Here is a 21,239-nt window from a genome sequence, read left to right on the forward strand (position 1 = left end):
GTAATTCCCTCCGCAGGAAACCGGAGTTCCCCGGGCAGGAAACTGGAGTTTCCAAAGCAGGCAACTACGAGGAAACTGTAATCAATTATATATAAAACTACTAACTAAAAACAGCTTTCCTACGATTCAGGCAGGAAACTGCGGTTATGTTCAAAGTCATACATCGTCTTACGGTTCAGGTCAGCTACCGATAAGCGGTAAGTGATATAACTGTCGATGTAAGCCAACTGCACCTGCGAAAGACGCTCCTGTTCGATGGAAAGTTCCTGACTCGTCATATCGCCGTTTTCAAAACGCATCTGGCTGATCCGGTAACTCTGTATGGCAACCTCCTGGTTCCGGCGGTTGATGCGGTAACGCTTCTCGGCCTCATACACGCTACGGACAATCTCACGTATCTCCTGTTCGATAGTACGTTCGGTATTGTCGAGATCCAGTTTGCGTTGTTTCAGGCGGACTTGTTCGCGGCGGACCTGATTTCTGGCACGTCCCCAGTCCAGAAGCGGATAAGAGACAGTCAGGGCAATCCCACGGTTTGCAGGACGGTCGCGCATATTGTCAAACGAAGAACCGACCAGCTGACCGACCGTACCGTCGCTGCGCGTACTTAATCCGGTAAAATCATAGTAAGCGGATATATTCCCCTTAAACTCCCGTTCCCGTTTAGCACGTTTCACTTCGATGGCCTGCAACTCGATATCGAGATTGTTTTCCTTGATCTCCATACGGTTGCGCAATGCCTCGTCGATGGCCTGCTGCATATCGACAATAAAAGCCTCGAACTCCATCTCTGCTTTCAAATCGATCTCCTCCCCGAGAGGTAAACCGATCAATAGCTTAAATTGGTCTTTAGCAGTAGATAGCTTTCCTTCACTCTCCATTACACGGGCCTCGTCCTGCGCTACGGTAATCTCGGCAATCAACATTTCCCCTTCGGGAAGATTACCCGTTTCCTGTTTCAGCTTGGTGATGCGATAAGCCTCACGGGAATTGATCAAACGGTCCTGATTGATCTTATGTTCGTACGCCAGTTTATATACAGTATAAAAGCTCTCCGTTACATTATATACTATATTCATCTGCACACGGGTGAAATAACAGGTACTTTTCTTATAATCCAGTTCCGCCACCTTCATATTCTCTTTCAGCTTATTGGCTGTAAAGATAGGCTGGTTGAAAGAGAGGGCGAAACGGCTGTACACCTGGTCGCGTTCCAGTTCCTCATAATCCTGTTGTGAAAGCGTAGTCCGGTAATTCTCCCAATACATTTTAGAACTGAGGGCAAAATTACCTCCGGTGGGCAATACATAGGTAAAGTTCAGATTCCCTCCCACCTGCAGGGAACCGGTGGAGTTATAAACCGGCAGACCGTTGGCTTGCGAGATTTCTGTCAGCCCTTCCGTCCATGAAGGCGTAAAGAAATCGAAATTAAGCAACGGCTTGAACTGCGCCTTTGTGTAAAGATAAGAATAGCGGGTGGCATCCATGTCTTCCTTATAATATTTCACCGTATAACTCTCACCCAATGCGATACGAATCGCTTCATCGTAAGTAATCATCCGGGGCGTTTCCGTTTCAGCATGCCCTGCCAAAGCAAATCCCATTAACAGAGATACCAGTAATTTTCTTTTCATACTATATCGAATTAAGTCTTTCCGGGTAATAGATTACCCAATTATCTTCTTTTATTTATATATTCACATATAGTAAGGCAAACGGCGTGCCAAAATCATAACAGACTGATTATACGCGCCTCGCTGAAATGGGTAAGTTTTTACTCATGGGTAACCGCCTTTATCTTTACCCAAATTGGGTAATTATTTACCCATTTGCTATACATCAGAAGATAATACAACCTATTCATCAGAAAGTTATAATCCCAAATAAGAGAAAACTCATACCTTTGCCTATCTGAAATAAACAAGTAATGCCATGAATATAAGAAAAGTAGCACGTAACATATTCTTATCTATCACGTTCCTTACCACGCTGGCTTCTGCAACGGCCAAAGAACCTGTCGACTACGTGGATATGTTTATCGGAACATCCAACTCCCGGTGGATGCTGGGGCCTTATGCCCAGGAGCCGTTCGGGATGGTACAACTCGGACCGGACAATCAGGGAAATGTCTGGATGGGCGGATACGAATACGCCATCAACAGCATTTCCGGTTTCAGCCATCTGCATGCCTGGACAATGGGCGGACTGATGATCATGCCGACAACAGCCGATCTAGCCCTGTCGAATCCATCTTCCGACTCTCCCTACAAGGGAGCAAACGCAGGGTATCATTCCCGTATCCTGAAAGAAACGGAAAAGGCTTCGCCGGGATATTATTCCGTTTATTTATACGACCATGAAGTGAAAGCCGAACTTTCCGCCACTACTCGTTGCGGTATCCACCGGTACACCTTTCCCGAAAGAAAAGAGTCGAGGATATTGATAGACCTTCTGTTCCCTACCGAATGGGATTACGGATTCAGCGTAAAAGATGCCTGCATCACCCGGGTAAGTGACACGGAACTGGAAGGTTATGCCGACTGCCAATCCGGATCATGGAGCAGATGGAATGATTATAAGCTGCACTTCATCATCCGCTTCAGTAAACCGTTTTCCCGGCTAAACGGATGGAATGAGGGGAAAGAAGTCGATGATATACAATCCATCTCCGGCAAAAACGACATCGGAGTCTATGCCCTTTACACTACGAAAGAAGGGGAAAGCATCACCGTCTCTACCGGCTTGTCGCTGGTCAGCATCGAGCAAGCCCGTTTAAATATGGAGGCGGAACTGGCTCCCCTAGAATATGACTTCGACCGTGTAGCAGCGCAAACCCGTACCAAATGGAACAAACTGCTTGGGAAAATAGAGATAGAAGGACAGAACGAAGTGGATAAAACAAAGTTCTATACCAACCTCTACCGCGCTTATGCCGGAAAACAAACCTGGAACGATGTGAACGGCCAATACCGCGATGCCTGCGAAAACGTACAGCAACTGGATCACGGCAATATGTACGGTGGCGATGCTTTCTGGAACAGTTTCTGGAACCTGAACGGCCTTTGGTCGATCATCTCCCCTCGCATCGTTGACGATTGGGTAACCACCCAGCTCGAAATGTTCAAACACACGGGATGGACAAGCAAAGGTCCGGCAGGTCTGGAATATTCGGGGATCATGGAAGGTTCGCACGAAACTGCGCTGATGGTGGCAGCTTACCAGAAAGGGATACGCAAAGACGGAGAAGACATTTACAAAGCCGTCATAAAAAATGTAACGGAGACGGGTATCAACCATCCCTGCGGCGGTAGTTGCGGCAATCCTTTACTGGATGTTTACATTAAGTATGGTTATATGCCGATGGAAATGGGCGTTGTATCCAAAACACTCGATTATGCTTACGACGACTGGTGCGTCGCCCAGCTTGCCTTTGCCCTCGGAAAGAAAAAAGAGGGAAAAGCATTGCTGGCACGTTCCATGAACTATAAGAATGTATTTCATCCGGAGAAGAAGTTTGTCATGCAGCGGGACAGTCTCGGCAATTGGGATCCCGACTTCAACGTATTCTCCAACAAAGGGTTTATCGAAGGGAACAGCTGGCAATACTCCTGGTATGTACCGCATGATATTGCGGGATTGGTCGATCTGCTGGGGAAAGATCTTTTCAACAGCCGCCTGGAAGAAGGTTTTATCAAATCGGAAAAGCATAAGTTCGCTGCTCACGTCTTCGACCGTACGATGGGGCAGGCAGCCGAATTTTATATCAATCAGGGGAATGAGGTAAATATGTGTACGCCGTTCCTGTTCAACTACTCCGGCAAACCGTGGCTGGCACAGAAATGGTCGCGTGCCATCCTGGATAGTTTCTACGGTTCGACTCCCTATCATGGCTGGGAAGGTGATGAAGACGAAGGACAGATGGGCGGCTGGTATGTGATGAGTGCCCTCGGCCTGTTCGAAATGAACGGAGGTGCTTCCCTACGGCCGGAACTGGAACTGACCAGTCCGCTCTTCAACAAAGTAACCATCCATCTGGATCCGGATTATTATAAAGGGAAGACTTTCACGATCGAAGCCCGTAACAACTCAAAAGAAAATATCTATATCCAGAAAGCATACCTGAACGGCAAAGAATTGAAACAGCCGCGAATCCCCTTTACCGCAATAACTGTCGGCGGGGTACTTTTACTCGAAATGGGCGATAAACCGGGGTATACATGCTTCTGAAACAGCTCCATGTTGCCGGACGAAATCATTATTCTATGTAACCGTCCGGCAAATTCATCTGTTTTTTATACTTTTGTACAAAGATCAGAAACAACATGCCACTATTCAGAAAGAACGAACGACCCGCGCAACCCAATCTGGAACAATTGCTTTCAGAGTTCAACCAGTCACTTACGTTGATTGTCGACAAACAATTGCTTATCGGTAACATCGCCGCCAAAGTAAAACAAATATGCCCTGTCGAGAGTATCTATATTTTCCTGCTGGATGAGAACACCGGGAAATACAAACAACAGAACGAAGCAAAGAACAAACCGGTGACCCTGACCAAACGAAGCCGCCTGACTAGCTGGCTATCGGTAAACGAAAAACATCTGACCGTGTCCGAACATCCGGATATCATCGCTTACTTCCCTCCGGAAGAACAGGAAATAGTACGTCAACTGGGCGCAGAACTGATCTTCCCGCTAAAGGTGATGAATCAGATAAACGGAACGATCTTTATCGGAAAGAAAACCGACGGAACCGTTTTCACCCCACAGGAACTGAAGCTGCTCTCCATCCTGATCAACCAGGCGACTTTTGCCATCGAACATGCTTCGCTCTACGAGATACAGACCGAACGCCTGAAAAAGATGTACCGCACAGATCGTCTGGCAACTTTGGGAGAACTGGCTGCCGGTGCCGCCCATGAGATACGGAACCCGCTGACAGCCATCCGCAGTACGATCCAGTATCTGAGTAAGGATTTCAATGCCGACCCGACCAAAAAAGAGATGATGGATGAACTGATCTCGGAAGTGGAACGTATCAATAAGATCGTACAAGGCTTGCTGTCGTTCGCCCGTCCGTCGGAGTTGAACACATCGGAGGTAAACATCGAGCAACTGATCAACCAGACGCTTTTGCTGGTGACAAACACTTTACGTAAACAGGATATCGAAGTAGAGTTCGAATACTTCACCGACAATACGACCCTACAGGCTGACACGGAACAACTGAAACAGGTCTTCCTGAACATTATTCTAAATGCAGTCGAGGCCATGAGCAAAAATTCTTCCGGCCACTCGCGTACATTAATAATAAGTATAGAAAAGGGAGCACCGATCAATACGCATTCCCGTTATCTGATCGTCTCGTTCGAGGATACCGGAAAAGGGATCGAACAGAAAGACATCGAGAATGTATTCAACCCGTTCTTCACGACAAAAGAAGAAGGGACCGGATTAGGATTAGCCATTTGCTACGGCATCGTGAAACGCCATGAAGGCGAGATCGAGGTAAAAAGTACGCCGGGCAAAGGCACTTGCATAAACATAAAACTACCGCAACGTATATGAAAGCAAAAATAGTAGTAGCCGACGATGAGCCGCGCATCCGTAAGATGATCGCCCGCCTGCTGACAGACGAGGGATACGAAGTCATGCCCGTCGAAAACGGACGGGAAGCGGTAGAGGCACTTCTCTCCTTCCACCCCGATGTGATCTTGCTGGACCAGCAGATGCCGGTACTGACAGGTGTGGAAGCATTGGAAGAGATCAAACGTATTTCCCCCAACCAGGTCGTCCTGTTCGTTACGGCCTTCGGTTCCATCTCCCTGGCCGTCGACGCCGTAAAGAAAGGAGCTTACGATTTTATCGAAAAGCCGTTCGATAACGACAAGCTGGTGCTCACTGTAGGCCGTGCCGTTGAACACAGCCGGATGAAAGGTGAACTATCGACGCTAAAGAAGACACTGGGAGAGAAACAAAGCTCCGTTATCGGAGAAAATACCGGACTCAGGCAAACCATGATACAGGTCCGCCGGGTAGCTGAAACGAATGCCACCGTCCTGATCCACGGAGAAAGCGGTACAGGTAAAGAACTGATCGCGCGTGCCATCCATACCAATAGCCTGCGTGCTAACGGCCCGTTCGTTGCCATCAACTGCGGAGCTATTCCGCTTACATTGATGGAAAGTGAACTGTTCGGCCATGAACGGGGTGCCTTTACGGATGCCAAAGAGGCCAAGGCTGGAACTTTCGAGCAGGCAGACGGCGGAACTCTTTTCCTGGATGAAATAGGCGAACTGCCTTTGGATGCCCAGGTGAAACTACTCCGCGTATTGGAAGAACGGAAAATCACCCGTATCGGAGGGAAGAAGGCAATCCCGGTAGATGTCCGTATCGTAGCAGCTACCAACCGCAACCTGGACGATGAAGTGAAAGACGGCCGTTTCCGCCTCGACCTTCTCTACCGCCTGAACGTTTTTACCCTTATCCTCCCGCCACTTCGCGAACGGAAAGAGGACATTCCGCTGCTGACCAATTTCTTTATCCGCAAATATAACCGGACATTGAGCCTCGACGTACAATCCATTACACCGGAAGCCGTGAAGTTGCTCGGCTCTTACGGCTGGCCCGGCAATGTCCGCGACCTCGAGAATGCCGTACAAAGTGCCATGATACTGTGTACCGACGGTACAATCCGTCCCGAACACCTGCCCGACCGGGTGAAAGGATACGAACTGGCAGAGGAACAATCCGTAGCAGGAAGCAGCGGAAACAGTATCCGGGAGATCAATGCGCAAATAGAAAAAGAACTGATACTCGAAACGCTCCGGAAACATAGTTTCAACCGGACACTGACAGCCGAAGCACTCAATATCAGCCGGAAAACACTGTTCAACAAAATGAAGCGGTACGGACTGGATTCAGCGATTGACAAATAGCAGACGACAGTTGACAAGTGACAGTTGACAGATGATAACTCAATAATTTACACATTGATTTTTAAACCGTCAACTGTCACTTGACAACCATCAACTATCAACTGTCACTTGTCAACTGTCAACTAAAAAATGAAGCAACCCTTGTTTTTATAACATTAGTTCTTAACTTTGTAGGTCTTACACGACATAAAACATAATTAGTTATACTATGGCAAAGATAAAAGGAGCGGTCGTTGTTAACCAGGAACGCTGCAAAGGGTGCAACTTATGTGTAGTTGCCTGCCCCAGCGATGTACTGGAATTACACCCGCGTGAAGTGAACAACAAAGGGTACCATTATGTGTACATGAAAAACCCTGATGCTTGCATCGGTTGCGCCAGTTGCGGATTGGTTTGTCCCGACGGCTGTTTAACCATCTACAAAGTAAAAATATAAAACAAATATGGCAGAAGAGATAAAATTAATGAAGGGAAACGAAGTCGTCGCCCATGCAGCTATACGCTACGGTGTAGACGGATACTTCGGATATCCTATCACTCCGCAGTCGGAGATCCTGGAAACCCTAATGGCCGAAATGCCGTGGGAAACAACCGGAATGGTAGTACTGCAAGCCGAAAGTGAAGTAGCAGCTATCAACATGGTGTATGGTGGTGCCGGTACAGGCAAACGTGTAATGACTTCATCTTCCAGTCCTGGTGTCAGCCTGAAACAGGAAGGTATTTCTTATATCGCAGGTGCCGAATTGCCTTGTTTAATTGTAAACGTAATGCGTGGCGGTCCCGGTCTGGGAACGATCCAGCCGAGCCAGGCAGACTATTTCCAGACAGTGAAAGGTGGCGGACACGGCGACTATCGCCTGATCACCCTCGCTCCTTCTTCCGTACAAGAGATGGCTGACTTTGTCGGATTAGGATTCGACCTCGCTTTCAAATATTGCAATCCGGCTATTATCCTTGCCGACGGTATCATCGGTCAGATGATGGAAAAAGTGGTTATGCCTCCTTTCCGTCCGCGTAAGACAGAAGAAGAGATCATCGCCGAATGTCCGTGGGCTGTACAAGGCAAAACGAAAAATCGTAAAGCCAATGTGATCACTTCACTGGAACTCGATCCGGCGAAGATGGAAGAAAACAACCTTCGTTTCCAGGCTAAATACCGCAAGATTGAAGAAAACGAAGTACGCTACGAAGAGTTCCAGTGCGACGACGCAGAATATCTGCTGGTTGCTTTCGGTTCTTCTGCCCGTATCTGCCAGAAAGTGGTAGAGATCGCACGTGGAGAAGGCATTAAACTCGGGTTGTTACGTCCGATCACGTTGTGGCCGTTCCCGACAAAAGCGATTGCCGCTTATGCCGATAAGGTAAAAGGTATGCTTTCTGTCGAATTGAATGCCGGCCAGATGGTGGAAGATATCCGCCTGGCTGTTAACGGAAAAGTAAAGGTTGAACACTTCGGCCGCCTGGGTGGTATCGTGTTTACTCCGGATGAAGTACTGAATGCGTTAAAAGAAAAGTTATTTTAATTTCTATGATACGCGGAAGTAAAACAGACAGCATATTGACAATCCTGTTCATGGTATTGGCAGCAGCAGCGATCGTTTGCTATTTTGCAGTCGACGATCGCCATGTATTCCTCTATTGCGGAGGGGCTGCCATATGCTTCAGACTTGTTCAATATCTACTGAGATTTATTAGTTAATTAAGCAACAATTATGGAACTCAACGAAATAATTAAACCGGAGAATCTGGTCTATACAAAGCCGGAATTGATGAACGACAATCCCATGCACTACTGTCCCGGTTGCAGCCACGGTGTGATACACAAGCTGATCGCTGAAGTGATCGCCGAAATGGGAATGGAAGAAAAAACAATCGGTGTCTCCCCGGTGGGTTGCGCCGTATTCGCATATAACTACCTGGATATCGACTGGGAAGAAGCTGCTCACGGACGTGCACCTGCCATCGCTACAGCGATCAAACGCCTGAATCCGGAAAAGATGGTCTTCACTTACCAGGGCGACGGCGACCTGGCCGCTATCGGTACAGCCGAAACCATCCATGCTGCCAACCGCGGCGAAAACATCGTGATCGTATTCGTAAACAATGCTATCTATGGTATGACCGGAGGTCAGATGGCTCCTACTACACTCGAAGGGATGCCGACTGCGACTTGCCCTTACGGACGTAACATCGCCCTGAACGGCTATCCGCTGAAGATCGGCGATCTGCTGGCTCAGCTGGAAGGTACTTGCCTGGTTACCCGCCAGAGCGTACAGACTGCCGCCGCCGTTCGCAAAGCCAAAAAGATGCTTCGCAAAGCTTTTGAAAACTCAATGGCAGGCAAAGGGACTTCAGTTGTCGAATTCGTTTCCACCTGTTCATCCGGTTGGAAGATGACTCCTGAGAAATCAAATAAATGGATGGAAGAGAACATGTTCCCGTTCTATCCGCTAGGAGACTTAAAGAACAAAGAATAAGTAAATACAAAAACGACATGAAACAAGAAATAATTATAGCAGGCTTTGGTGGACAAGGTGTTCTGTCGATGGGTAAGATACTTGCTTATTCAGGCTTGATGGAAGGCAAGGAAGTTACCTGGATGCCTTCATACGGACCCGAACAACGCGGTGGTACAGCCAATGTAACAGTGATCCTGAGCGACGACCCGATCAGCTCTCCGATCCTGAACGAATATGACATCGCTATCATCCTGAACCAACCGTCTATGGATAAGTTCGAAAGCAAAGTGAAACCGGGTGGTATCCTGATCTACGACGGCTATGGTATCCATACACCGGTAAAACGTACCGATATCAGCGTTTATCGTGTGGACGCGATGGATGCTGCCACGGAAATGAAGAATGAAAAAGCATTCAACATGCTTATTCTCGGCGGTCTGCTGAAGATCGTTCCGATGGTACAACTTGAAAACGTGTTGCTGGGTCTGAAGAAGTCCCTGCCCGAGCGTCACCACAAGCTGATCCCGATGAACGAAGCGGCCATAAAGAAAGGCATGGAGATCATACAGAAAATGTAATCTTGCAAAAAGAATATAAAGAGGGGCGTTTCTTTCGTAGAAATGCCCTTTTGTTTTATCTTTGCAACCCATGAAGCATTGCTTATACATATTATTGTTGCTGATAGTATCTGCCGTAACCGTTCAGGCACAACGCGAAGGAGGCCGGGCAGATCAGAGAGGTGGAGGAAGACGTGGCGGCTTCTCCCTGTCGAACCTGACATCATCGCAGAAAGATATACCGGACAGTCTGCTGGTTGCTGATAGTGCCGCTTTGAAATCCAAACGCATTACAGCCTATCGGCTCACTCCCTTTCTGGGTGAACCGTATGTAGCACCTATGGATACGAATAAACTGAATTTCAGTAATTCGACATTGGTGGAAAGTAAATCGCTTGCCGTCGGCTACCTGGCAAACCTGGGCTCTCCGGCACAAACCAAAATATTCACCGAACGGCAGGAAGCACGTGATTTCATCTTTGCCGATGCATATGATTATTATATCACGACACCTGAAAACGCCTATTTCTACAACACAAAAATCCCTTACACCAACGTTATGTACACCACTGCCGGCGGTAGCACGAACAAGGAAGAACAGTTGAAAGGGACAATGACCATGAACTTCGGCAAGAAGATCAATGTGGGTGCCGATATCGACTATATCTATGGCCGCGGACATTATAAAAATAATGGTAACAAACTATTAAGCTATCGCTTCTTCGGCAGTTACCAAACCGACCGTTATGAATTGCATGCTTCGCTAAGCAACTTTAACTTTGTAAATTATGAGAACGGAGGGTTGGAAAACGATTCTACCATCAACCATCCGGACGAATATTTCCCGGAAGGACGTCCGTCCGATACCAAATCGTATGATATCCGTTATCTGACAAATGCATGGAACCGTGTACGTGGAAAACGCTATTTCCTGACGCAACGATACAATCTCGGTTTCACACGTGAACTGGAAGAAACGGATGAAGAAGGGAACCCGAAGGAAGTGTTTGTGCCGATATCCAGTATTATCCATACAATCGATTACGAAGATAACCGCCGCCGGTTCATCGCTGACAACACGGCACTGATGGATTCGTCCTATGTGGTCGATGATAACGGTTTGCGTTTCCCGCGTATCTATGGATTAGGGGCTGCACTCAACGACCAGACATCTGCATGGAATCTGAAAAATACGATCGGCCTTTCGTTACGGGAAGGTTTTCAGGACTGGGTGAAATTCGGTCTGACCGCTTTCGTCAGGTTGGAAAAACGCAGGTTCAAACTGGAGCCAAGGATAGAAGGACTCGACTACGGCGAATACGGCCGGGGTCCCTACTTCTCTGTAGACAATATCGACCTGAAGAATTTACCCACAGCAGAGATTTATGATGAGTTCTCCACCTATGTCGGAGCGGAACTTTCCAAACGCCAGGGCAGTATCCTGACTTATAATGCACGAGGTGAACTATGTATGGTTGGTAGTGATGTAGGTGAGTTTCGCGTGACCGGAGATTTGCAAACCCGCTTCAAGTTATTCAATAAAGATGCCGTTATCAAAGCAGATGCTTACATCAAGAATACAACACCGGCTTTCTACCTGCGCCATAATCATTCCCGGTACTTCTGGTGGGACAATCCCGGCTTTAACATGACCCAGCAAATCTATGCGGGAGGTGAAGTTTATCTGGAATCTTCAAAGACGACATTAAAAGCAGGTGTAGAAAGTATCCAGAATTATATTTATTTCAATAAGGAAGGATTCCCGGTACAGCATGGAAGCAACTTGCAGGTTGTCAGTGCACGTATCAAACAAGACTTCCGTTTCCGTGCTTTCGGATGGGAAAATGAAGTTTGCTGGCAATTAAGCAGTGATAAAAGTGTACTTCCTCTTCCATCGATAAGCGCTTACTCGAACATGTATCTGGCAGTTAAGCTGGCAAAAGTACTGACCGTTCAATTGGGAGCCAATGTGTATTATAACACGGCTTACTACGCTCCTTATTACGAACCGGCCACCCAACAGTTCCAGGTTCAGGATGAAGTAAAAGTAGGTAATTATCCTTTGGTCAATGCGTATGTGAATTTCCACCTGAAACAGGCCCGTTTCTTTGTAATGGCGTATAACCTGAGCAGCAAGTTTGCTGATCCTAACTATTTCTCTCTGGCCCATTATCCGTTGAATCCGATGGTACTGAAAATGGGTATTGCTGTTACATTCAATAACTAAGCCGTATGAAATCCCGGAAGTTACTGGTCGTTTATGTCATCCTGTTGGTATGTGTACTGATAGTCATGTTTCGTCTGTGGCCATATAAGAAAGCGCCTGTCGCTCCAAGGGACTATCCGGAAATCAAGGCAGAGGGTATCCTTCGAATGGTTACCGAATATAATCAATCCGGTTATTACATAGCCGGCGATACGATAGAGGGGTTCCAATATGAATTAAGCCAGGCAATCGCCGCCTTGTCCGGTCTGGAAGTTCAGACCCAGCTCGAAATGAGCCTTGCAGAAAGTTTCAAGGAATTATCGGACAACCAATGCGATATCATAGCCCGCAATATTCCGATTAACAGTGAAATAAAAGAGAACTACCTGTTTACCGAACCGATCGTTTTTAACAAGCAGGTATTGGTACAACGCACGGAAGAATCCAACAACGGCATCAAACCGATCCGTAATCAGCTCGACCTGGCACAAAAGACATTGTATATCCCCAAAAACTCACCGGCTTTGCTGCGTCTGCAAAACCTGGCACATGAAATAGGCGACACCATCTATGTAAAAGAAGACGAACTTTATTCCAGCGAACAATTAGCCATCATGGTAGCCAAAGGGGATATCGACTATGCCGTATGCGATCAGCAAATAGCCCGTCTATCCAAAGACAATCTGCCCGAAATAGATATCGATACGGATATTAGTTTCACCCAGCTTCAATCGTGGGCCGTACGTAAAGACTCCCCTATCCTGCTCGACAGCCTGAACAGCTGGTTGTCACAAATTAAGCAGAGCGGTTTGTATGACCAGATTTACAAACGCTATTACGGAAAGAAATAATTACTTCAAAACAACTCTTTACCAGGCATGTGAAGGCAGAATGAACGAAAAAGTCGAACCTTCACCCAGCCGCGATTCAACCCGGATAGTACCTCCCATCTTCGTCACAAGTCCTTTACAAATAGCTAATCCCAAACCGATACCCTCCACATAGTCATTGACCTTGACAAAGCGGTTGAACAGGTTCTGCAATTGCGCCTCAGCGATTCCCTGTCCGGTATCTTTGACATAAAAGTTTAGTTTACCATCCCCCAGAGATTCATAGCCCATCGTAATGCTCCCCTTTTTGGTATTCTTGATCGCATTATTAACCAGGTTATTGATTAGCTGGAGCAAACGGATATAGTCGGCACCAAAAGTACATCTATCCAGTCCCTTTTCCAGGATCAGTTTCACATCTTTCGGCATACGGGGTCTTATGGAAGCATAAGTAGTATCCATCATCTCGTTCAGGTCGATCGGCGCATAGCTGATCTTTATCGCATCCGCCTCAATCTTCGATAAGTCGAGAATATCATTGATCAATTGCATGAGCAACTGATTATTGGCTTTTATTATCTCATAATAAGACATACGTTCTTCGTCCGAATCCGCAAAGGCCATCATTTCCGAAAAACCGGTTATTGCATTCAAAGGCGTACGGATCTCATGGCTCATATCTGCCAGATATTTAGATTTCAGCTTGTCTGCCATTTCCGCCTTATCACGCTCATCTTCCAGGCGTTTTTCTATTGCCCGTTTCACTGTAGCGTCACGCCACAATGCGAGTAACAGAGGTTTTCCGTTACTTAAAGAAATCGGATACTTTGCAACCTCAATATATTTAGTCTCTCCGGAAACAGTCTTGAGCCACCCATGAAATTCGGCCTCTTTTCCCGAGCGGATTACCTGTCTATCAACCTCCAGGCGTTCCTCTGCCGACATTAAGGCATTAAAATTCACTTCAGAGTCATCGTGTCCTTCGATCTGGGATGTATCAATACCCGTTATCTCTTCCATAAATTTGTTCCAGTAAAGATAATTGAAATGATCTTCCGGATCTTTTACAAATACCCCCAGAGGCAAATGATCTAATATTGTATTAAGTAACTCATGAACTGTATCCGACTCATTTAAGGTTACTTTCTTTTGAAAGCCGTTAGAGCTATCATTTATTCCCATAATAACTTGCCATTTTTCCAATACGGGCATAAAGATATTAATTTTTATGGTACAGCACCATAGATAAATATGAATTTTCAAAGCTTACAGAAAAATACAAGACATTTATTACAAGAGCCAACATTAGTAGTATAGAATTTGACAAATATTATTTACCTTTACGGTGAATTTAATGATAGAAGATGAGATTTGACGAATTGGATTTGGAAGAGGCCGTATTAGACGGACTCGATGCTATGAATTTTCAGGAAACGACACCTGTACAGGAATTAACGATTCCGGTAATATTAGAAGGGAAGGATATTATCGCCTGTGCACAAACCGGCACAGGAAAGACGGCGGCATATGTACTGCCTCTGATCAATGAATTAAGTAAGGGAAATCATCCTGACAATGCCGTTAATGCCGTTATTATGGCACCAACCCGTGAGCTGGCCCAACAGATAGACCAGCAGATAGAAGGATTCACTTATTTCGTTCCGGTATCGGCTGTGGCCGTATACGGCGGAACTGACGGGGTAGCCTGGGAACAACAAAAACGAGGTATGGAAATGGGTGCCGATATTGTTATCGCCACTCCGGGACGTTTATTATCGCACCTGAAACTGGGGACTGTAGACCTTTCACAGGTTTCCTATTTCGTGCTCGATGAAGCCGACCGCATGTTGGATATGGGATTTTACGACGACATTATGCAGGTATATAAACAACTGCCTCCTACGTGTCAGACTATTATGTTCTCCGCCACCATGCCTCCCAAAATCAGAACATTAGCAAAAACAATTCTGAAAAACCCCGAAGAAGTTAAAATCGCCATCTCACGTCCACCGGAAACAATCATGCAAACGGCTTATATTTGCTACGATCCTCAAAAACTAAAGATACTTGAAGATCTGTTCCAGCAAAGCCGTCCGCAGCGTGTCATTATTTTCTCTTCCTCCAAAATGAAAGTGAAAGAGCTTGCCTCTACCCTGAAACGGATGAAGTTCAATGTAGCTGCCATGCACTCCGACCTGGAACAGTCTCAGCGCGAAGAGGTGATGAAAGAATTTAAAAACGGACACATCGACATACTGGTCGCTACCGATGTTGTTTCACGCGGTATCGATATCAATGACATCAAACTGGTAGTCAATTATGATATACCTCACGATCCGGAAGATTACGTACACCGCATTGGTCGTACTGCACGCGGTACCGGCGGCGAAGGATTAGCTATCACATTTATCAGTATAGAAGAACAGGCACAGTTCAAACGCATCGAAAACTTCCTGGAAAAAGAGGTTTACAAAATCCCTATCGATCCGAAGTTTGGCGAAACACCCTTGTACGAGCCTGAGAAATATGGAAATATGCGTCGCGGACGCGGACGTCCACGTAAAGAAGGTAACAACGGTGGAGGAAGAAATCAGGGAAACCGTCCGGGAGGAAAACCCAATAACGGAAACCGCCGCGGAAGACCTAAAAAAGAATCCTGAAAGAAAATCAAAATACAGGTAAACAAAAAGGGATGCATTTAATATGCATCCCTTTTTTATATGTTTCTGTTTTAAATTATCCGTTCATGGAAGCCAGGAATTCCATATTATCATAAGTTTGTTCCATACGTTTCTTCACAAACTCCATCGCTTCGATCGAGTTCATATCCGACAGATATTTACGAAGTATCCACATACGGTTCAATGTACTTTCATCCTGCAACAGATCATCGCGGCGAGTACTTGAAGCTGTGATATCGACAGCCGGATAAATACGTTTGTTAGACAACTTACGATCCAACTGTAACTCCATATTACCTGTACCTTTAAACTCTTCAAAGATCACGTCGTCCATTTTTGAACCGGTTTCTGTCAATGCTGTTGCCAGGATCGTCAGGCTACCGCCATTCTCAATGTTACGGGCAGCACCGAAGAAACGTTTCGGCTTCTGCAGCGCGTTCGCATCCACACCTCCGGAAAGAACCTTACCGGAAGCAGGCTGAACTGTATTGTAAGCACGTGCCAGACGAGTGATAGAATCCAGAAGGATAACAACATCATGGCCGCATTCTACCATACGTTTAGCCTTGTTCAATACGATCTCGGCAATCTTCACATGACGTTCTGCCGGTTCATCGAAAGTAGAAGCGATCACTTCCGCATCTACACTACGAGCCATATCGGTTACTTCTTCCGGACGCTCATCGATCAACAGGATGATCATATATACCTCCGGATGGTTCGCTGCAATTGCATTAGCGATATCTTTCAGCAACATAGTCTTACCGGTCTTAGGCTGTGCCACGATCAGACCACGCTGACCTTTACCGATCGGAGAGAACAGATCGACTACACGAACAGCTATATTATCATATACTTTCGGAGCTTTACGAGCCGTCAGCATAAACTTTTCATCCGGGAAAAGCGGTGTCAGATGATCGAAAGGAACACGGTCGCGCACATCTTCCGGCGAACGGCCATTGATCTTATCGACTTTTACCAGCGGGAAATATTTTTCACCTTCCTTCGGAGGACGGATAGCACCTTCCACCACATCACCGGTCTTCAGACCAAACAATTTGATCTGCGATTGTGAAACATATATATCATCCGGAGAAGTCAGGTAGTTATAATCCGAAGAACGCAGAAAACCATAACCATCCTGCATCATTTCCAAAACGCCCGTACCGATCAGAATTCCATCGAACTCGTACTGTTTTTCCTGCGATGCGTTATTGTTGCGCTGATTATTGTGGTTATTCTGATTGTTCTGTCTGTTATTATTCTGACGAGGAGCGTTTTGCTGCGGCTGTGCTTGCTGCGGCTGAGGAGCATTCTGCTGTTCAGGCTGTTGCGGAGCAGCTTTTTCCGGTTTGGCCGACGAAGGAGAGAACGGGAAAAGTTGATCGAGCACCGACTTGGTGTCAGGATGTCTGAATACAACTCTCTTGGGTTCGTTTGCTGCCGGGGTTTCAACTGCCGGGACTTCAGGGGCTTCCTGTACCGGTACTGCCGGAACTTCAGGAGCGGCTTCTACTACCGGCAATTCCTCCGGAGCACCTTCAACCACAACCGGTGGTAATAAAGGCTTTTCCACAACTACTTCCGTAGAGACAGTTTGAGGAGTCTTAGTAACCTTCACCTCATCTGTCTGATTAGCCGGAACAGCTGCACCTGCCACTTTTTCTTTCTTTTCAATGCGTACTCTTTTCTTACGCTCGGGTTGTTCCTTCTTTTCCGCAACAACCGCTGCTTTCTTTTCTGCAACAACCGCTACTTTCTTTTCTTCAACCGGCTCTGTGGCTTCAGGAGCTACAACCGCAGCCGTTTCGGACTTTGCAGCTTTAGGTTTGCTTTCGGCTTTCGGAGCTTTTGCAGCAGCCGTTTTAGAAGGTTTCTTCGCTTTCGTCTGCTTTTCAGCTTTCTTAGCTTCTTTTTCTTTCTCCTTTTCTGCCTGTAAACCTGCATAAGAGATAGCCTGTTCATCAAGAATACGATAAACAAGTTCTTCTTTTTTCAAAGAACTTATCTTCTTAATTCCCAACTCTTCCGCTATACTCTGCAATTCAGGAAGGAGTTTTTCATTTAGTTCTAGAATGTTATATTTCTGCATATTGAGAAGTGAGTAATAAAAACGGCACACGATGAAAGATTGTACAACACGTGCTTACCGCTATCATTGTATCTTAATAGTTTTTGATAATAAAAATTTCAATGTAAAAACCGGATTGTCTAGCTAATTTGAATCATTAGTAACACATCTGCGGAGTAAATCAGTGCAAATGTAAAAACATTTTTAGTTATTCTGTCATTTTTGTCGAAAAAAAATTCACAATTAGCACACTCTTAGTCGTTTTGTCGAGACAAAAGCGGTTATCGGAGCGCTCTCCTACAATCCAGATAATGTTTTCGCCGCTACAAAGGAGCCACGTCCGCTCCTTATCCATACGGCTGAATTTATGATCGGAAAAATAATCACTCAGTTTCTTACGGCCTTTCATCCCAAAAGGAATGAACCAGTCTCCTTCTTTCCATTTACGTAATGTCAGGGGAAAAGAGAGTTTGTCGTAATCGAAATAAGCGATATGCTTATCTTTCCGGATACTGAAGTCAGTAGTAATAACAGATTTAAAGAAAGAAAGTTCAATCGGACCGTGCCAGATATCTTCCATAATATCTTCTGCCGTAAACGCATATTCCATAGTCTCCCCCTGATCTTTGGGCTCCAACAGCAAATACTCACGATCTTTCAATAAACAAAATCCGGGAGAATAAAACATTTTACCCGACTCTCTCTCCAATGAACGGAATACATCATCGGCTACCTGGCGGGAAAAACCATAAGGCTTCAACAACTCATATAAAATCGTTGCAGGAGAAGGATATCGGAGCAAGCGGGCAATCGGGATACGGTTTCCCTCTTTCAGCAGTTCTCTACGGGCTTTTTCCACCTCATGCAGGTAGATGGTTTCGGTTTCTGCCAAATGGTCGGCAGTGCGCGCTATAGCCGATTTGACGGAAGGATTCAATTCTTCCAGCAAAGGAAGTACACGAAGACGAATAAAATTACGTGTATAAGCATCCGAGAGGTTTGTGCTGTCGGTAACATACGGCAATTGCTGTTCTTCCAGCCAGTCCAGTATCTCACTACGGCTGACCGTCAGCAGCGGACGCACCACATGGCCGTTTTTCGGACGAATACCACCCAGTCCCCGAATCCCTGTCCCCCGCACCAGGTTCATCAATACAGTTTCCACGCTATCGTCGCGATGATGGGCCACAGCGATAGCCTGTGCACCCAAACGTTGCCGCATCTCTTCAAACCAGCTGTAACGGAGTTCACGGGCTGCCATCTCGATAGAAAGATGGTGCTCTGCCGCATAAGCAACGGTATCAAAATCTATTTTATGAAAAGGCACCTGCAGCCTGCAGGCCATATCTTCGGCAAACTGTTCATCTCTGACAGACTCATCGCCACGCAAATGGAAATTACAATGCAGAGCCATACAGGGATAATCCAGCTGTACGAGCAAAGCAAGCAAAGCAACCGAATCAGCTCCTCCACTCAACCCGACCAGCACAGGCTTGTCCCCCGACAACAACTGCTGTTTTTCGATATATGCACGAACAATATTCCTCATCTGCCGTATAAAATTATGGCTTTAGCCAAACATATTATAATTCAGCTAAAGCCATAAGCTTTTATCCACTGTATCAGTTTTTATTCTTCCACACCTGCCAGTTCCGGGTCGATCATGATACGTCCGCAATATTCGCAAACAATCACTTTCTTACGCAACTTGATATCCATCTGTTTCTGGGGCGGGATCTTATTGAAGCAACCACCGCAGGCATCACGCTGGATATAAACAACAGCCAAACCATTGCGTGCACCCTTACGGATACGTTTGAAAGCAGTAAGCAAACGAGGCTCGATCGTTGTCTCCAACTTTTTAGCCTTTTCGCGTAATCTTTCTTCTTCCTGCTTGGTTTCGGAAATAATCTCTTCCAGTTCGCTCTTCTTCTGAACCAGGTCAGCTTTACGGCCGTCCAGTCTTTCAGAAAGCTGGGCAATCTCTTCTTTCTTATGGTTAATCGACTCACCGAATTCACGTATCTTCTTTTCAGAAAATTCGATCTCAAGTCCCTGGAATTCGATTTCCTTCGACAAGTTATCAAATTCACGGTTATTGCGCACGTTATCCAGTTGCGATTTATATCTCTCGATCAGTCCGGTAGATTCTGTAATTCTGTGTTTCTGTTCAACAACAGCATTCTCATAATCCTGGATCTCCGACTGATAGTTCTGAAGACGGGTTTCCAATCCTGCAATCTCATCTTCCAGGTCCTGAACTTCCAGGGGAAGCTCTCCACGAAGCGTTTTGATCTTATCAATTTCAGTCATCATCGTCTGAAGTTGATAGAGCGTAGAAAGCTTTTCTTCAACTGTATACTCTTTTTCAGCTGATTGTTTATCTGTAGCCATTCTATAAATATTTTACCGGGTTTGAATTAACATTCGAAAAATGTACGGCAAAGGTAGGGAATTTTTTCGATATTATGTTATAAAAGATGTCTTTTGTACATACTTCGGATTCATAGTGGCCTATTACAGCCAACAGAATACGATCCTCCACATCATAAAAGTCATTGTATTTAGCCTCTCCTGTAATGAACACGTCGGCACCGTACGCAATCGCATCTTTCACAAGGAACGCGCCGCTGCCACCACACAACGCTACTTCACGTATCGGCTTGCCGGTGAAGGCGGAATGCTTTACGCAACCGACCTGAAACAGGTCTTTTATCCGTTGCAGAAAGGCCAGTTCATCCTCTTCTTCCGGCAACTCGCCCACTACGCCCGAACCGACCTGTTCCCACGTATTGTTTAAAGGGTAAAAATCGAATACCGGCTCCTCATACGGATGAACGGAAAGCAAAGCGCGTGTTATCGTAGGCTTACGGAAAGCAGGCAATATCGTTTCGATACGGATTTCGCGTTCAACATGCAACTCCCCTACTTCACCGCAAAACGGATTTGTACCTTCTCCTGCACGGAAAGTTCCGCTCCCTGTCAGGTTAAAACTGCACGAATCATAAGCCCCGACAGTTCCGGCACCTGCGTTGAACAATGTGGTTCGCACCAGTTCGGCATAAGCTTCAGGCACGAATGTAACCAGTTTCAACAAAGCGCCTTTCTGCGGACTCAACACACGCACGTTTTCCAAACCGATCAGTTCGGCCAGACGAAAGTTCACACCACCAGCAGCATTATCGAGATTCGTATGGGCAGCGTAGACCACCAGGTCATACTTGCATGCCTTCATCATACAACGCTCGATATAAGTCGAACCGGTCAACGATTTGAACGCTTTAAAGGCTAAAGGATGATGAGAAATAATCAGATTACACCCCAGTTCTATCGCCTCATCCACCACCTCTTCAGTGACATCGAGGCAAAGAAGCGCACCGGTGGCAAGCTGGTTTACATCTCCAACCTGTACACCTGCATTGTCAAAGCTTTCCTGCAATGGCAACGGAGCGTATTGCTCTAATTCTTTCAGTACATCCTTTATCCGTATCATAAGCA

The 21,239-nt window shown here is 46.1% G+C and carries 16 protein-coding genes; 10 read left to right on the plus strand and 6 right to left on the minus strand.

Annotated elements, in window-relative coordinates:
• Positions 1 to 119: 119 nt before the first annotated feature.
• Positions 120 to 1,634 carry a TolC family protein gene (locus tag DWW23_RS01835; protein ID WP_122351573.1) on the minus strand — a complete coding sequence of 505 codons (1,515 nt, stop codon included), beginning with the start codon at positions 1,632 to 1,634 and terminating at the stop codon, positions 120 to 122.
• Positions 1,635 to 1,932: 298 nt separating this feature from the next.
• Here DWW23_RS01835 and DWW23_RS01840 point away from each other — a divergent pair, with 298 nt between their 5' ends.
• The 9 genes from DWW23_RS01840 (at position 1,933) to DWW23_RS01880 (ending at position 13,010) form a co-directional block, all read left to right on the plus strand.
• Positions 1,933 to 4,227 carry a GH92 family glycosyl hydrolase gene (locus DWW23_RS01840; protein ID WP_122351574.1) on the plus strand — a complete coding sequence of 765 codons (2,295 nt, stop codon included), beginning with the start codon at positions 1,933 to 1,935 and terminating at the stop codon, positions 4,225 to 4,227.
• Positions 4,228 to 4,322: 95 nt separating this feature from the next.
• Complete coding sequence (locus tag DWW23_RS01845) at positions 4,323 to 5,567, plus strand: GAF domain-containing sensor histidine kinase (RefSeq protein ID WP_122351575.1); 1,245 nt, start codon at positions 4,323 to 4,325, stop codon at positions 5,565 to 5,567.
• The gene (locus tag DWW23_RS01850) at positions 5,564 to 6,937 is read left to right on the plus strand and encodes a sigma-54 dependent transcriptional regulator (RefSeq protein WP_122351576.1); all 1,374 of its coding nucleotides are present in this window, start codon (positions 5,564 to 5,566) and stop codon (positions 6,935 to 6,937) included. The genes DWW23_RS01845 and DWW23_RS01850 overlap by 4 nt, the downstream gene beginning before the upstream one ends.
• Positions 6,938 to 7,145: 208 nt before the next feature.
• On the plus strand, positions 7,146 to 7,373 hold the full coding sequence (locus DWW23_RS01855) for a ferredoxin family protein (RefSeq protein WP_007653280.1): 228 nt from the start codon (positions 7,146 to 7,148) through the stop codon (positions 7,371 to 7,373).
• A gap of 7 nt (positions 7,374 to 7,380) precedes the next feature.
• A complete protein-coding gene (locus DWW23_RS01860; protein WP_122351577.1) occupies positions 7,381 to 8,460 on the plus strand; it encodes a 3-methyl-2-oxobutanoate dehydrogenase subunit VorB in 1,080 nt (359 codons plus the stop codon).
• Positions 8,461 to 8,649: 189 nt separating this feature from the next.
• The gene (locus DWW23_RS01865; protein ID WP_122351578.1) at positions 8,650 to 9,414 is read left to right on the plus strand and encodes a thiamine pyrophosphate-dependent enzyme; all 765 of its coding nucleotides are present in this window, start codon (positions 8,650 to 8,652) and stop codon (positions 9,412 to 9,414) included.
• A 17-nt stretch (positions 9,415 to 9,431) separates the two neighbouring features.
• Positions 9,432 to 9,974 (plus strand): 2-oxoacid:acceptor oxidoreductase family protein, encoded by a 543-nt coding sequence (locus tag DWW23_RS01870; RefSeq protein ID WP_122351579.1) that lies wholly within the window; start codon positions 9,432 to 9,434, stop codon positions 9,972 to 9,974.
• A gap of 70 nt (positions 9,975 to 10,044) precedes the next feature.
• Positions 10,045 to 12,180 carry a putative porin gene (locus DWW23_RS01875; RefSeq protein WP_122351580.1) on the plus strand — a complete coding sequence of 712 codons (2,136 nt, stop codon included), beginning with the start codon at positions 10,045 to 10,047 and terminating at the stop codon, positions 12,178 to 12,180.
• A 5-nt stretch (positions 12,181 to 12,185) separates the two neighbouring features.
• Entirely contained in the window at positions 12,186 to 13,010 is an 825-nt protein-coding gene (locus DWW23_RS01880; protein WP_122351581.1) for a transporter substrate-binding domain-containing protein, read from the plus strand.
• Between the two features lie 18 nt (positions 13,011 to 13,028).
• Here the strand turns inward: DWW23_RS01880 and DWW23_RS01885 are convergent, their stop codons facing one another.
• Complete coding sequence (locus DWW23_RS01885) at positions 13,029 to 14,171, minus strand: ATP-binding protein (RefSeq protein ID WP_122351678.1); 1,143 nt, start codon at positions 14,169 to 14,171, stop codon at positions 13,029 to 13,031.
• Positions 14,172 to 14,353: 182 nt separating this feature from the next.
• On the opposite strand from DWW23_RS01885, the gene DWW23_RS01890 reads away from it, so the two are divergent.
• On the plus strand, positions 14,354 to 15,649 hold the full coding sequence (locus tag DWW23_RS01890; RefSeq protein ID WP_122351582.1) for a DEAD/DEAH box helicase: 1,296 nt from the start codon (positions 14,354 to 14,356) through the stop codon (positions 15,647 to 15,649).
• Positions 15,650 to 15,725: 76 nt separating this feature from the next.
• On the opposite strand, the gene rho is transcribed toward DWW23_RS01890, so the two are convergent.
• The 4 genes from rho to DWW23_RS01910 form a co-directional block, all read right to left on the minus strand.
• Entirely contained in the window at positions 15,726 to 17,762 is a 2,037-nt protein-coding gene (gene rho, locus DWW23_RS01895) for a transcription termination factor Rho (RefSeq protein WP_122351679.1), read from the minus strand.
• A gap of 187 nt (positions 17,763 to 17,949) precedes the next feature.
• Entirely contained in the window at positions 17,950 to 19,290 is a 1,341-nt protein-coding gene (tilS, locus tag DWW23_RS01900) for a tRNA lysidine(34) synthetase TilS (RefSeq protein ID WP_122351583.1), read from the minus strand.
• Positions 19,291 to 19,370: 80 nt separating this feature from the next.
• Positions 19,371 to 20,135, minus strand: coding sequence for a zinc ribbon domain-containing protein (locus DWW23_RS01905; protein WP_122351584.1), 765 nt, complete (start codon positions 20,133 to 20,135; stop codon positions 19,371 to 19,373).
• Position 20,136: 1 nt separating this feature from the next.
• Positions 20,137 to 21,234 carry a Nif3-like dinuclear metal center hexameric protein gene (locus tag DWW23_RS01910; protein WP_122351585.1) on the minus strand — a complete coding sequence of 366 codons (1,098 nt, stop codon included), beginning with the start codon at positions 21,232 to 21,234 and terminating at the stop codon, positions 20,137 to 20,139.
• Positions 21,235 to 21,239 lie beyond the last annotated feature (5 nt).

Source organism: Parabacteroides sp. AF14-59 (assembly GCF_003479515.1).
In the GTDB taxonomy this organism is placed as follows: domain Bacteria; phylum Bacteroidota; class Bacteroidia; order Bacteroidales; family Tannerellaceae; genus Parabacteroides; species Parabacteroides faecis.

Excerpts from the sequence above, each read along its gene's own strand:
- DWW23_RS01835 (WP_122351573.1), bottom strand. The coding sequence starts at position 1,634 with ATGAAAAGAAAATTACTGGTATCTCTGTTAATGGGATTTGCTTTGGCA.
- DWW23_RS01905 (WP_122351584.1), bottom strand. The coding sequence starts at position 20,135 with ATGGCTACAGATAAACAATCAGCTGAAAAAGAGTATACAGTTGAAGAA.
- DWW23_RS01890 (WP_122351582.1), top strand. The coding sequence starts at position 14,354 with ATGAGATTTGACGAATTGGATTTGGAAGAGGCCGTATTAGACGGACTC.
- DWW23_RS01885 (WP_122351678.1), bottom strand. The coding sequence starts at position 14,171 with ATGGGAATAAATGATAGCTCTAACGGCTTTCAAAAGAAAGTAACCTTA.
- DWW23_RS01865 (WP_122351578.1), top strand. The coding sequence starts at position 8,650 with ATGGAACTCAACGAAATAATTAAACCGGAGAATCTGGTCTATACAAAG.
- DWW23_RS01875 (WP_122351580.1), top strand. The coding sequence starts at position 10,045 with ATGAAGCATTGCTTATACATATTATTGTTGCTGATAGTATCTGCCGTA.
- tilS (WP_122351583.1), bottom strand. The coding sequence starts at position 19,290 with ATGAGGAATATTGTTCGTGCATATATCGAAAAACAGCAGTTGTTGTCG.
- DWW23_RS01880 (WP_122351581.1), top strand. The coding sequence starts at position 12,186 with ATGAAATCCCGGAAGTTACTGGTCGTTTATGTCATCCTGTTGGTATGT.
- DWW23_RS01910 (WP_122351585.1), bottom strand. The coding sequence starts at position 21,234 with ATGATACGGATAAAGGATGTACTGAAAGAATTAGAGCAATACGCTCCG.
- rho (WP_122351679.1), bottom strand. The coding sequence starts at position 17,762 with ATGCAGAAATATAACATTCTAGAACTAAATGAAAAACTCCTTCCTGAA.
- DWW23_RS01860 (WP_122351577.1), top strand. The coding sequence starts at position 7,381 with ATGGCAGAAGAGATAAAATTAATGAAGGGAAACGAAGTCGTCGCCCAT.
- DWW23_RS01840 (WP_122351574.1), top strand. The coding sequence starts at position 1,933 with ATGAATATAAGAAAAGTAGCACGTAACATATTCTTATCTATCACGTTC.
- DWW23_RS01845 (WP_122351575.1), top strand. The coding sequence starts at position 4,323 with ATGCCACTATTCAGAAAGAACGAACGACCCGCGCAACCCAATCTGGAA.
- DWW23_RS01850 (WP_122351576.1), top strand. The coding sequence starts at position 5,564 with ATGAAAGCAAAAATAGTAGTAGCCGACGATGAGCCGCGCATCCGTAAG.
- DWW23_RS01870 (WP_122351579.1), top strand. The coding sequence starts at position 9,432 with ATGAAACAAGAAATAATTATAGCAGGCTTTGGTGGACAAGGTGTTCTG.
- DWW23_RS01855 (WP_007653280.1), top strand. The coding sequence starts at position 7,146 with ATGGCAAAGATAAAAGGAGCGGTCGTTGTTAACCAGGAACGCTGCAAA.